The following is a 13,778-nucleotide window of genomic DNA, read 5'->3' on the forward strand; positions in this document are numbered from 1 at the left end:
GTATTTTAGGGGTGTAAATGATGGAAAACGTATTTGACTATGAAGATATTCAATTAATTCCTGCAAAATGTATTGTAAATAGCCGATCTGAATGTGATACAACTGTCACTTTAGGAAAACATAAATTTAAATTACCTGTCGTACCTGCAAATATGCAAACGATTATTGATGAAAGAATCGCAACTTATTTAGCTGAAAATAATTACTTCTATATCATGCATCGTTTCCAACCAGAGAAACGAATTTCATTCATTAGAGATATGCAATCACGTGGATTAATTGCTTCAATCAGCGTTGGTGTTAAAGAAGACGAGTACGAATTCGTACAACAATTAGCTGCTGAGCAACTTTCACCTGAATACATTACAATCGATATCGCACATGGTCACTCTAACGCTGTGATCAACATGATTCAACATATTAAAAAACATTTACCAGAAAGCTTCGTTATCGCTGGAAACGTTGGAACTCCAGAAGCGGTAAGAGAATTAGAAAACGCTGGTGCTGATGCAACAAAAGTTGGCATTGGACCTGGTAAAGTTTGTATTACTAAAATTAAAACAGGCTTTGGAACTGGCGGTTGGCAGCTAGCTGCACTTCGCTGGTGTGCAAAAGCTGCAAGTAAGCCAATTATCGCTGACGGTGGTATTCGTACACATGGCGACGTAGCTAAATCAATTCGATTTGGAGCAACTATGGTTATGGTCGGTTCTCTATTCGCAGGTCATGAAGAGTCTCCAGGGGAAACAATCGAAAAAGATGGCAAACTTTATAAAGAGTACTTCGGTTCAGCTTCTGAATTCCAAAAAGGTGAGAAGAAAAACGTTGAAGGTAAGAAAATGTTCGTTGAGCATAAAGGTTCTTTAGAAGACACTTTAATCGAAATGGAACAAGATCTTCAATCTTCTATCTCTTACGCTGGTGGAACAAAATTAGACGCAATTCGTACTGTAGATTATGTAGTCGTGAAAAACTCTATTTTCAACGGTGACAAAGTATATTAATTTATAAATTTAACTAGAAGGACAAGCATTTTTTATGCTTGTCCTTCTTTTTCATGTATAAAAATGTAAAATATTTTCATTTCACTGAATTTTCTAGTATCATGTTTTTAGATACTTATAATAAGGGGGATATAACAAATGAAAAATGTAATTGAGAAACGCCTTATTCGCGCGGAAGTCTCTACTGAATTGACATGGGACCTTTCTGATTTATACGAATCTGATAAAGAGTGGGAAACTGCATTACTTGTATTAACAGACGATATAAAAAAACTTGATGCATTTAAAGGACAATTACACACTAGCCCCGCTACCTTATTAAATTGCCTACTTTTAGAAGAAGAGCTTTTAATGAAGTTAACAAAACTCGGCGCATATGCAAACTTAAAAGAATCCGTTGATCGTACAGATTCAGTTATTCAAGCGAATTCTTCCAAAATTTCCGCTCTAGGAACGAATGTACATACCGCACTTTCCTTTATTCATAACGAAATTCTCTCATTTGAGGAGGGAATAATTGAAAAATATTTAACTGAGGAAATAAAACTTGAACCTTTCCGTAAATCATTACTAGAGATACTCAAAAAGAGGCAGTACACTCTCTCTCCTGAAACAGAAGAAGCTCTTGCTGCACTCGGCGAAGTTCATAGTTCACCCTACAAAATTTACGGCATGACTAAATTAGCCGATATGGATTTCCCTTCTATACAAGATGAACAGGGAAATGATTTGCCTGTATCGTTTGCATTATTCGAAAGCAAATATGAATTTTCTCCAAGCGCATATATACGTAAAAAAGCATATTCATCATTTGTTTCCACATTGAAACGATATAAAAATACAGTTGCAACAACATATGCTACTGAAGTAAAAAAACAAGTGGCGCTTTCTCGTTTGCGCAAGTACGAGTCCGTTACCCATATGCTTTTAGAGCCTCAAAAAGTTCCACTTGAAATGTATAACAACCAACTAGATATTATTTATAACGAATTAGCGCCTCATATGCGCCGTTTTGCAGATTTAAAAAAGAATGTATTAGGGCTTGATCAAATGCTTTTCTGTGACTTACATGCACCGTTAGATCCTGAATTTAATCCAACAATCACTTACGAAGAAGCTGGCAAACTCATTCAAGATTCTTTAAAAGTATTAGGAAATGAATATAGTTCCATTATCGAAAAGGGCTTCAAAGAAAGATGGGTAGACCTTGCAGATAACGTAGGAAAATCAACAGGTGCCTTCTGCTCTAGCCCATACGGTTCTCACCCTTATATTTTAATTACATGGCAGGGTACGATGCGCGGGTGTTTCACATTAGCTCATGAATTTGGACATGCTGGTCATTTTTATTTAGCAAATAAAAATCAGCGTATTATGAATGTGCGTCCATCTATGTACTTCGTTGAAGCTCCATCAACAATGAATGAATTACTATTAGCCCAGCATTTACTTGCGACTACTGAAGATAAGAGAATGCGCAGATGGGTTATTCTGCAACTACTCGGCACATATTACCACAACTTCGTTACCCATCTACTTGAGGGAGAATATCAAAGAAGAGTATACGCTCTAGCAGAAGAAGGGCAAGCACTCACAGCTACAACTTTAACTGAAATAAAAACGAAGGTCCTTTCGACATTCTGGGGAGATTCCGTAGAAATTGATGAAGGCGCCGGTTTAACATGGATGCGTCAACCTCACTATTATATGGGCTTATATTCTTACACATATTCTGCGGGACTAACTGCTTCTACCGCTGTAGCTCAAATGATTAAAGAAGAGGGACAACCTGCTGTTGATCGCTGGCTTGATGTACTCCGTGCAGGCGGTACAATGAAACCACTGGAATTAATGAAACACGCTGGAGTAGACATGTCAAAACCAGATGCAATCCGTAAAGCCGTTTCTTACGTCGGTTCCTTAATTGATGAATTAGAACGTTCTTATCAAGAATAAAAATAAGCCCTCGCTTTATGAGGGCTTATTCTATATTTACTTTCCAAATCTTTTGCGGTATCCGCACTTTCTACATAGTTCTTCTACTGCAACCCTTTTTGAAAATCCATCTACAATATTGTTCGCTCTTTCACCTTCAATAATATTAGAGAATGAATCATTATTAATATTTCCAAGATTAATAATTCCCTCACCATCTAGACAACAAGGAATAACCGTTCCGTTCGCTAAGATTCCAGCCTGATTTCGAAGACCATGACAGAATCCTTTTCCATCATCCTCTTCTTCATGCAATGCCGGCCACTGGAATTCATAGTCTTGATTAATAAAGACACGTTCCGCAATTTTTATACCTTTTCCCGGTGTAAGCTTCTCTTCAATTTGATAAGATAGATCAAATTCATTTTCAATTATAGATAATAAATCCCTATTTTTTTGGATTTCAGCATTTGTTTTATTATCCTGAGTTAAATTCCATAATCTTAGTGAAACGATTAAATCCGATTGACTTGTTGCCTCTCTAATGAAAGAAAGTATACTCCTTACATAGCCCTCTTTATCTTGCGAACCTGGGTGTCCATCAAAACTGTGCAGTGAAAAATTCATTTGTCTTAACGCAGGCTTATTTAACAGTCTATGCCTTCTCTTATTAATTAACGTTCCGTTCGTTGTAATATTAACTTTAAACCCTTTTTCATGGCTTAAATCTAATAGTTGATCTATTTTCGGATGGAGCAACGGCTCACCCTTCACGTGCAAATAAATGTAGTCTGTGTGAGGTTTAATTTGGTCTAATCTTTTAGCAAAATCCTCTACAGAAATGAATTGCTTCTGCCTTTCCGTCGGCGGACAAAAGCTGCACGCAAGATTACATACACTCGTAATCTCCAAGTAAAACTTCTTAAACTTCTTCACCTTTAATTCCTCACTTCTATGACTACTTATACTTTTTCCCTCTTCATATTACAGCATATTTTTTTAGAAATAGAAACATACTTATTTTAGGAAATCTACATACCATCTATTAATGTTTAAAAGACCATCGGTGATTTTTGTCCAATGGTCTTTTTTACTCTTTATATACAAATGAAAAATTTATTTATGATACGGTTCACCACGATTAATCCGAAACGCTCTATACACCTGCTCAAGCAATACTAATCGCATTAATTGATGTGGTAATGTCATCTTCGAAAAAGAAAGAGATTCGTTTGAACGCTTCATTACTTCAGAACTAAGCCCCAGTGATCCACCAATTACAAATGTAATCTTGCTCTTTCCATATGTAGCAAGGCGATCTATACTTACCGCAAATTCTTCTGATGATTTTTGTTTTCCTTCTATAGCTAACGCAATGACATGCGTATCATCAGAAATTTTATCCAGTATACGAATACCTTCTTTTTCTTTTACAATTAACATTTCTGCTGCACTTAAATTTTCTGGTGCCTTTTCATCTGGCAATTCAATTACTTCTACTTTTGCGTAAGAAGATAATCGTTTTAAGTATTCTGCTATACCTTGTTTTAAGTATTTTTCTTTTAATTTTCCGATTGAAATAATCGAGATATTCACATTTATTCCCCACCTTACAAACACGTTATCCACAGGACTTATCCACATATCCACAAATGTTACCCACATATTGTGTGAGAATCTGTGTTCGATACAACATATGTCGCCTCATTTTGACAAAATTCACATGTTTTTTTCTCTTCTTTAGAGTTATCCACATTGTTAATAACCGGTGCGACTTCACACTCATCCACAATAATATCTAATGCTAATTCAACATGTTCTAAACAACAAGGTAAATTCATATTCCTCACCTCACTTTTCTACAATAGAAAACAGGAGGTAGGCCCTCCTGTTTTTAATACTTTTGAATGCCTAATTTCACCGTTGTTGTCGCTCGTTTTGTACCACGATAAAACGTAAGAGTCATTTTATCATTAATTTTTTTATTATATAAGGCCGTGCGGAACCCAATAATATCGTGCACCGCTTTTCCATCTACCGCCACAATAACATCATGTTCTCTAAGACCCGCATCCGTACCTGGCGAAGGACTTTTCACATCTAAAATGCAGACTCCTTCTGTTACGTTACCTGGTAAGTGTAATGTTTTTGACCAATAGTAACTCGGAATCTCATTTAATGATCTTAGTTCAATCCCAACGTAAGGTCTTCTTACTTTACCGTACTTTTCTAGTTCATTCATAATAGGAACAGCTCTCGTAACTGGAATAGCTAATCCAATTCCTTCTACTTCTTTTGCTGCAATTTTCATTGAGTTAATACCTATTAATTGTCCCGCTACATTTACAAGCGCTCCACCACTATTACCTGGATTAATTGCCGCATCTGTTTGCAATACTTCTACTTGCCAATCGTAATGTCCATCTTGATCTAAATCTACAGGAACAATACGCTCATTAGCCGAAATAATACCTTGTGTGACAGTTCCGGAAAATTGTAACCCTAGTGGATTTCCAATCGCAATAACTGGTTCTCCTCTACGAACGGTATTAGAGTCGCCAATTTCAATCACTTTCTTCACATGCTTCGCATCTATTTCTAGTACAGCTAAGTCCGTGACTACATCGGTTCCTAATACTTTACCCGGAATTTTCTTACCGTCACTTAAGCTCACTTCAATACGATTCGCCCCAGCAACAACGTGGTTATTCGTTACAATATACGCATGTCCATCTGTTCTCTTATAAATCACACCAGAGCCTGTACCAGCTTCCGAATCAGCCTCCGAAAAATTGTCTCGTTGAATATTAATAACACCAACAACAGCCTCTGAAGCACGATCCACAGCGTCTACAAAGCTAATCTGTTTAACAGGAACATTTCCACTTTGAGCTTCAGCCATATTTTTTTCACTTGCTTCAGCTTGCGGAAGCTTACCTGCATGATTTGAAAATAAAGGAGCTCCAAATGCAAATAATGAAGCCCCTACAATTGTCCCCGCTATGCTAGAAATGACAATACCTTTATGTTTCTTTTTGCCTGCACGTTTAATACGATATTTTTCTTCATCAATAAAGGACATATTTGTTCACCTATCTTCCTGAAAACAACTATATTCACCTTTATTGTTTACTAAAATGAAGAATTATACGTATTGAATTTTCGTAGGCATTTTTTGATCCGTATCATGTATTTCAAAGGATTTTCCAACCCCAAAACCTTTTTCTTCTAATACTTGTGATACAGACATACGCGCTAATTCTTTCATGTTATTATCTAAGCTTAAATGTGCTAAATAAATGTGTTTTGTCTCATCTGTAATAACATCAGCCATCGCTAATGCAGCGTCCTCATTACAAACGTGGCCAACGTCGCTTAAAATACGTCGCTTAATGCTCCATGGATAGCGTCCCATACGAAGCATTTCCACATCATGATTGCTTTCAAACACGAAAGCATTTGCTCCCTTAATAACACCTTTCATACGGTCACTTACGTAGCCCGTATCTGTAATAAGAGCTAACTTTCTATTATTGTTATGAAAAGCGTAAAACATCGGTTCCGCCGCATCATGAGAAACACCAAATGATTCAACTTCAATATCCCCAAATGTTTTCACGTCTCCTACTGAGAAAATGAATTTTTGATCAGTTGGGATATTACCTATTAAATGTTCCATTGCATTCCATGTTTTCTCGTTCGCATAAACAGGTAAATCATATTTACGCGCCAATACACCTAATCCTTTAATGTGATCACTATGCTCATGTGTTACAAGAATACCTGATATGTCATTTATATTCAGTTCAGCTTGTTTAAATAAAGCCTCTGTCGCTTTACCACTTAAACCTGCATCGACAAGCAGTTTTTTTTCATCTGTTCCTACATATAGCATATTCCCTGTACTTCCACTTGCAAGTACACTAAAATGCATGCTCATTCTTTCTCACTCCATTATGTTCTTCCGGCACTTGAGTTTCCCCTAATTCCATAACTTGTCCTTCAATTGCATTCACAAAAAAATCCTTTTTTTGTTCTGTCTTTAAGTTCCATGTTGGAGCAAGCACTTGTATATTAGAAGAAGACTCCGCAAGAGTCGCATATCCAATCTGCGCCTCTTTCACGTGCGTATTTTCTGCAATTTTATTTTTCAAATATATATTTTCTAAAGCTGTTTGAGCAGTAATAATTTCTTGTTCTTTCGTCTTTTCGCTTTCGCCCATTTCCTTCAAATCCGTTAACATTGTTTGTGTATATGAAATAAGCTCATTTTTTTCATTTAAATCTACAACAATCATCGCACGATTATTGTAGAAGATTGGTTTATCTTTATACTTTTGAAAGAAGTAAATTTTTGAGTCCTTTATTGCTCCAAACTCATATTTTTGTCCATCCAGCACATAATTTTTCAAAAACTCATTATACTTATCTTTTGACAATGATTTTGTATTTAAAAAAGGCTCTTTTAATTTACCCTCTATTTGATATTCGTCTTGCACATGCGCTGTCTGATTTTTTAAAGATTCCACATCTTCTTCTTTGAAACCCTTATTTTTCGCCATTATAAATGACTCTTTTTTCGGTTCTTTAGGAAAATTTCCCATAGTAATTTTTTCAGCTTTTAATTGTTGATCAATTTTCGTTTCCGTCACAAGTTCTAATTGATTACTATCTTGCTTTTGAATGAACTGAAAGATAAGAAAGAGGTCTAAAACAAAAAAGGTCACAATAAATATGGTCTTAATTCGATCCCAATCCATTTAGTCCCCCCTCACTCCACTCATATATTTGTTGCTTACCATCTTCTTCACATTTTACATACCATATCGGCTGTAAGACAGCGATTCTCACATCACTGATGGACGGTTCCAATGACATTTTATAACCAATACCAACATCCTGAATTGATTTTTTATCAATTTCTGGATTATTCTCTAGTGATGTCATCACTGTACGACCTGATGCTAGAGAAGTTGTTTGTTGTTTACTAGGCAAAGGAATACTGAACTCAAAAAAGGGTCTTTCATACTGCATAATTTCACCTGAACCCCATACTTGTTTTAATTCCGCTATTCCATTTGCATTAAATACAGGCAAACCATCCTCATATAAACGGAATGAAGTTTTCCTCCCATTAATATAATCAAAACGATAGGACTTCAAGGATCCACTATGCCCACTTACAAAGTCAAAACTTTTTTGTAAAATTACCGCATTATCCGTAGATTTATCACCATGTACAGCGGAATTTTTATATTTCAACATTGCATCCGACTTATCAATTTCCATAGAACGGATGCCATCTGTAAATGTTTCCTTTGTTTTCTCAGAAATAGGACTTAAATAACGTGGATCACTAAATAAGGCATTTTTAAATGGATCCACTTCTAGTTTAGCTGTAATATACTCTGCCTTACTTAATTCCGTAATCCCCTCTGGTAAAAAAAGTTTTTTTGTATCATTTATTTGATACTCAAAATATGGTCTTGCTACTGTTATAAGTTGATTTTGAGCATTTATAATATCCTTTATATAAGCACCACTTAATGTTGCTTGATATATTTTATGAGGAGTATCATAGGAAACAAAGCTAACTTTAATTTCTTGATCCTTACTTCTAGAAGGATCAATTATAATACGATTAAAACTTCTGTTACTTTCTATGTTTTTATCTTTAATATTAAACATATTTTTAATCGTATCTAACGGGATATTTGTAGGAAAAACAAATTCAATTTTTTCTTCTCCGTGTACATAAGACAGAAAATCACCTTTAGGGACTGTCCACGTTATTTCCTCGAAATTATGTAATTCTCCGTTTTCAAGAATTTTATAAATCGAATCCACATTTTCCTTCTTTTCGCTTACATAATGATTTTTCTCTTTATGAATAACGACAGAGGATGGGCGAACAACCTCCGAAATCTTTATCGTATTTATCTCTTCGTTACCTTGAACGAACTTTGTATTTTGCATAGAAGTAGAATCAGGAACATATGTCCACAAGTTAAAAGTAAGAAATAGACTAATGACAACCAAATTAATTAGAACTATCGTTTTAAAGTTTTCCATACTCATTCCCAATCGTCCTCTTCATCTGTCGCCATTGGCAATGTGAAATAAATAGTTGTCCCTTTTCCTTCCTCACTTTTCGCCCAAACCGAGCCGCCATGTGCCTCAATCATTTCTTTCGCAATGGCTAACCCAAGACCTGTACCACCCATTTGTCTCGAACGCGCTTTATCTACACGATAAAAACGTTCAAATATTTTATCTACATTTTCTTTCGGAATTCCCATTCCTTGATCACTCACACTAATCTCTAATAACTCCCCGCGGTCACGTAGGCGATATGTTACTGTACCACCTTCTGGCGAATATTTTAGTGCATTGGAAATAATGTTATATAAAACTTGTGTAATTTTGTCTGTATCCATATCAATAAATCGAGATTTTTTAGAGAAAGATCGTTTGAAGCTTACATTTTGCTCTTTAGACATTTCAAAACGATCGATAACGTTATTAAAGAAATCCGTAAAGTCGACCCATTCCTTCATTAAGCGATGTTCTGTACTATCTAGTTTAGATAGTTGTAACAATGCATTTACAAGCCTGATCATTCTTTCCGTTTCCTCTTGTGTAACCGTTAAAAATTGCGGTGCAATATTTGGATCTTGCCATGCTCCATCAGTAAGTGCTTCTAAGTAACTGCGCATCGTTGTTAACGGCGTTCTTAACTCATGAGATACGTTCGCAACAAACTCACGGCGCTCTTGTTCTATCCGCTCCTGCTCTGTTACATCATATAATACAGCAATTAAACCATTTGCCTTCCCTGTTTCTTTTTGAATAACAGAGAAACTAGCACGTAAAATATATGGTTCATTTCTCGTACTAAAATCTAATAAAACTGAATCAGGCTCTTCATATAAATGATCCAGTGTAAATTCTTCTTGTATTCCTAGCACTTCTAACACTGATTGATCTAGCGCCGTTTCACGCGAAACATTTAACATCTTTTCCGCAGGATCATTTAATAAAATGATATCCCCTTTTCGATCAGTAGCAATTACTCCATCTGTCATATGTGATAAAACGGATGATAATTTTCGTCTTTCACTTTCTGTGGAGGAACGAGCTTGTTGTAATTTTTTAGATAAATTGTTAAAAGATAATGCTAATTGTCCAATCTCATCGTGACTATGCACCTTTACTTTTCGCGAATAATTTCCTTTCGCCATTTCAATTGCTTGTCTTCGCATATCTGAAATTGGTCTCGTAATTGTTTGAGCCAATAAAATTCCAAGTACAGCTGTTACTAATAAAGCAATTACTGTCCCCGTTGCAAAAATTTGGTTGATGTCCTTCATTTGTTTATACACATCTTCCATAGATGCAACGATATGAATGACACCAAGTACCTCTCCGCCAGGCTCTTTTAGAATAGGGGTAATCATAACTTGAACTCGATGACCTGTATTTCCATCTTTCTCAATCTTTGACTCTGGTTTCTTTTGTACCATTACCCGTTGTACAGCTGTATCTGCTGACGTTCTTCCTACCTTATTTTGCTTAGACCCGTCTGAAATTGCCATTAATTTTTTAGTAGCATCAATTACACTTACTTCTTGAATATCTTTCTTACGATCTGATGCGAATTTTTGAATCGAGTCATTAATAGCTTTATCTACTGATTCTGTTTTAGGACGTTCTTTTACAAACTCTTGCTTCAGGTTATAAGAAAGTAGATTTGTTTGCTGCGTTAAGGAATCTTGAAAGCCTTTTACAAGGCTTTTTTCTAATTCCCTGACGAAATATACACCAATTACTTGCATTGCTATTAATATTAACAGCATATATATGAGCACAAATTTTAAATGAATAGATTGAAAAAAACCAACTTTCTTCATATACTATTCCTGTTCTGGGTCACGCAAGTAATACCCTACTCCACGTCTAGTTACAATTAAAGTAGGATGACTTGGATTATCTTCAATTTTTTCGCGTAAACGACGTACTGTTACGTCTACTGTACGTACATCTCCAAAATAATCATAACCCCAAACTGTTTGTAATAAATGTTCACGAGTCATAACTTGACCTAAATGCTTCGCTAAATAATGTAGTAATTCAAATTCACGATGTGTAAGCTCAATGCTTTCTTCACGCTTTGTTACACTATAAGCGTTCGAATTGATAACGATTGGTCCAATAACCATTTCGGTATTTTCTTCTTTCTCTGCAGCACCACCCTGCTGATGGCGACGTAAATTCGCTTTCACACGAGCAAGTAGCTCCCTCGTACTAAATGGCTTCGTTACATAATCATCTGCCCCAAGCTCAAGCCCTAATACTTTATCAATTTCAGAGTCTTTTGCTGTAAGCATAATAATTGGCATTTCTGAGCTTTTACGTATTTCACGACATACCTCTAAACCGTCTTTTCCCGGTAACATAATATCTAATAAAACCATATCTGGCTGTTCTTCATTTGCTTTTTCAATCGCCTCATCACCATCATGCGCCATTACAATTTCAAAACCTTCTTTTTCTAGGTTGAACTTCAAAATATCCGCAATTGGCTTTTCATCATCAACTACTAAAATTTTCTTTCCCATCATCGTCTATTTCCTCCTTATAAAAATATGATCAATAATCCTCAAACATATTGGTGTTTCTATAGTATGTTCCTATATGACAACAATCTTAGTCTAAGTATTTCTCCTCTATTCTCATAGACTCATGTATCATCCACTTTTACACAGAATCCTATACGATCTATAGAAAAACCTCTAGCTTCAACTGCTAGAGGCTCCTCATTCTATTGTAAAATAACTACCCACATTTGTAAAACTGGACAAAATAAAAAGGATATTAAGTGGGCCCACTTAATATCCTGAGAGTGGCTCGGGACGGAATCGAACCGCCGACACGAGGATTTTCAGTCCTCTGCTCTACCGACTGAGCTACCGAGCCAAAACTATATATAAAACCACTAATGGTGGTATAAACAAAAGTGGCGGTCCCGACCGGGGTCGAACCGGCGATCTCCTGCGTGACAGGCAGGCATGTTAACCACTACACCACGGGACCAAAAATGAACATAAAAAAAACATGACCCGTACGGGATTCGAACCCGTGTTACCGCCGTGAAAGGGCGGTGTCTTAACCACTTGACCAACGGGCCACGAAAAATAAAATGGTGAGCCATGAAGGATTCGAACCTTCGACCCTCTGATTAAAAGTCAGATGCTCTACCAACTGAGCTAATGGCTCATACTCACCAACGTCATATTTTCGTGACGACAAGACATATCATAACATGCTATCTTTCATTTTTGCAATACCTTTTTTTATTTTTTTATAAAAAATAAGAAAAAACTCATAAAAATATGAGTTTTTTCTTAAAAAAATCAATTTTTTATATCAATTAAGCTTCGTATACGTTACGAACGATATTTGTTTGATTACGATCTGGTCCAACCGAGAACATAGATAATTGGATTCCTGTTAATTCAGAAACACGCTCTACGTATTTTCTTGCATTTTCAGGAAGCTCATCCAATGATTTCACAGCAGTAACATCTTCTGTCCAACCTGGAAGCTCTTCATATACAGGCTCACATTTCGCTAAAATGTTTAAGTTAGCTGGAACTTCATCGATAACTTCGCCATTGTATTTGTAAGCAACACAAATTTTAACAGTTGGAATACCTGTTAATACATCGATAGAGTTTAATGATAAATCTGTTAAACCACTAACACGACGTGCATGTCTTACAACAACGCTATCGAACCAACCTACACGGCGTGGACGACCCGTTGTTGTTCCGTATTCACGACCAACTTCACGAATTTGGTGACCGATTTCATCATTAAGTTCAGTAGGGAATGGACCATCACCAACACGGCTTGTATATGCTTTACATACACCTACAACGCGAGTAACTTTCGCAGGACCGACTCCAGTTCCAACTGTTACACCACCAGCAATTGGGTTAGAAGATGTAACGAACGGGTACGTACCGTGGTCGATATCAAGCATAACACCTTGTGCACCTTCAAATAATACACGATTATTGTTATCTAGTGCATCATTTAATACGACAGATGTATCGCATACGTAATGTGCGATTTGTTGTCCGTATTGGAAGTACTCTTCAAAGATTTCTTCTACGCTGAAACCTTCTGTATCGTACATTTTTTCAAACAAACGATTTTTCTCCACTAAATTACGCTCAAGCTTCTCTTTAAATGCTTCACGGTCTAAAAGATCAGCCATACGGATACCAATACGAGCAGCTTTATCCATATATGCAGGACCGATACCTTTTTTCGTTGTACCAATCTTGTTATCACCTTTACTCGCTTCTTCTAATTCATCTTGTTTTAAGTGATAAGGTAAAATAACGTGCGCACGGTTACTTACACGTAAATTATCAGTACTTACACCACGATCGTGTAAGTATTTCAACTCTTCAAGTAATGCTTTCGGATCTACTACTAAGCCATTTCCGATTACACAAATTTTCTCTTTATAGAAAATACCAGATGGAATTAAGTGTAATTTATATTTAACTCCGCCGAAAACAATTGTATGTCCCGCGTTATTTCCACCTTGATATCTTGCAACTACTTCCGCATGCTCAGAAAGAAAATCAGTGATTTTACCTTTTCCTTCGTCGCCCCATTGTGTTCCTACAACTACTACTGAAGACATTATTAAAGCACCTCCGCAATTTTCAAACGATCTATTCAAACAATATAATTGTACCAAAACAGAAAGAGAAGTCAACCAAAAAGCGAACATTTTTTTACCGAAAAACGTTTTCGTTCGTA

Annotated in this window: 12 protein-coding genes and 4 tRNA genes; 2 read left to right on the plus strand and 14 right to left on the minus strand. The window is 36.2% G+C overall.

Going from position 1 to position 13,778, the window contains the following annotated elements:
- The first annotated feature begins 20 nt into the window (after window positions 1-20).
- On the plus strand, window positions 21-1,004 hold the full coding sequence (gene guaC, locus LCF45_RS26815; protein WP_002068771.1) for a GMP reductase: 984 nt from the start codon (window positions 21-23) through the stop codon (window positions 1,002-1,004).
- A gap of 138 nt (window positions 1,005-1,142) precedes the next feature.
- Window positions 1,143-2,960 (plus strand): oligoendopeptidase F, encoded by a 1,818-nt coding sequence (pepF, locus tag LCF45_RS26820; protein WP_002167285.1) that lies wholly within the window; start codon window positions 1,143-1,145, stop codon window positions 2,958-2,960.
- Window positions 2,961-2,996: 36 nt separating this feature from the next.
- On the opposite strand, the gene LCF45_RS26825 is transcribed toward pepF, so the two are convergent.
- The 14 genes from LCF45_RS26825 to LCF45_RS26890 all read right to left on the minus strand — a co-directional run bounded on the left by LCF45_RS26825 (window position 2,997) and on the right by LCF45_RS26890 (window position 13,659).
- A complete protein-coding gene (locus tag LCF45_RS26825; protein WP_002016446.1) occupies window positions 2,997-3,875 on the minus strand; it encodes a radical SAM/SPASM domain-containing protein in 879 nt (292 codons plus the stop codon).
- A 180-nt stretch (window positions 3,876-4,055) separates the two neighbouring features.
- Window positions 4,056-4,535: a 23S rRNA (pseudouridine(1915)-N(3))-methyltransferase RlmH gene (gene rlmH, locus LCF45_RS26830; protein WP_002130178.1), complete on the minus strand. Its 480-nt coding sequence runs from the start codon at window positions 4,533-4,535 to the stop codon at window positions 4,056-4,058.
- A gap of 59 nt (window positions 4,536-4,594) precedes the next feature.
- A complete protein-coding gene (locus LCF45_RS26835) occupies window positions 4,595-4,780 on the minus strand; it encodes a CxxH/CxxC protein (protein WP_002035001.1) in 186 nt (61 codons plus the stop codon).
- A gap of 53 nt (window positions 4,781-4,833) precedes the next feature.
- A complete protein-coding gene (locus tag LCF45_RS26840; protein ID WP_002035000.1) occupies window positions 4,834-6,021 on the minus strand; it encodes a S1C family serine protease in 1,188 nt (395 codons plus the stop codon).
- A gap of 63 nt (window positions 6,022-6,084) precedes the next feature.
- Window positions 6,085-6,879: an MBL fold metallo-hydrolase gene (locus tag LCF45_RS26845; RefSeq protein ID WP_002130181.1), complete on the minus strand. Its 795-nt coding sequence runs from the start codon at window positions 6,877-6,879 to the stop codon at window positions 6,085-6,087.
- Complete coding sequence (locus LCF45_RS26850) at window positions 6,863-7,699, minus strand: two-component system regulatory protein YycI (RefSeq protein WP_002130182.1); 837 nt, start codon at window positions 7,697-7,699, stop codon at window positions 6,863-6,865. The genes LCF45_RS26845 and LCF45_RS26850 overlap by 17 nt, the downstream gene beginning before the upstream one ends.
- Window positions 7,680-9,017 carry a YycH family regulatory protein gene (locus LCF45_RS26855; protein ID WP_002130183.1) on the minus strand — a complete coding sequence of 446 codons (1,338 nt, stop codon included), beginning with the start codon at window positions 9,015-9,017 and terminating at the stop codon, window positions 7,680-7,682. Before LCF45_RS26855 ends, LCF45_RS26850 begins: the two co-directional genes overlap by 20 nt.
- Entirely contained in the window at window positions 9,014-10,849 is a 1,836-nt protein-coding gene (walK, locus tag LCF45_RS26860) for a cell wall metabolism sensor histidine kinase WalK (protein WP_002130184.1), read from the minus strand. Before walK ends, LCF45_RS26855 begins: the two co-directional genes overlap by 4 nt.
- Before the next feature lie 3 nt (window positions 10,850-10,852).
- Window positions 10,853-11,560 (minus strand): cell wall metabolism DNA-binding response regulator WalR, encoded by a 708-nt coding sequence (gene walR, locus LCF45_RS26865; RefSeq protein ID WP_000971867.1) that lies wholly within the window; start codon window positions 11,558-11,560, stop codon window positions 10,853-10,855.
- A gap of 282 nt (window positions 11,561-11,842) precedes the next feature.
- A tRNA-Phe gene (locus tag LCF45_RS26870) sits at window positions 11,843-11,915 on the minus strand.
- A 41-nt stretch (window positions 11,916-11,956) separates the two neighbouring features.
- Window positions 11,957-12,032, minus strand: a tRNA-Asp gene (locus LCF45_RS26875).
- Window positions 12,033-12,054: 22 nt separating this feature from the next.
- Window positions 12,055-12,126 (minus strand) — tRNA-Glu (locus LCF45_RS26880).
- 13 nt (window positions 12,127-12,139) lie between these two features.
- Window positions 12,140-12,215: transfer RNA gene (locus tag LCF45_RS26885), tRNA-Lys, on the minus strand.
- 154 nt (window positions 12,216-12,369) lie between these two features.
- Window positions 12,370-13,659, minus strand: coding sequence for an adenylosuccinate synthase (locus tag LCF45_RS26890; RefSeq protein WP_263894404.1), 1,290 nt, complete (start codon window positions 13,657-13,659; stop codon window positions 12,370-12,372).
- Window positions 13,660-13,778: the final 119 nt, after the last annotated feature.

It is taken from the genome of Bacillus sp. 41-22 (assembly GCF_025809295.1).
GTDB lineage: Bacteria > Bacillota > Bacilli > Bacillales > Bacillaceae_G > Bacillus_A > Bacillus_A mycoides.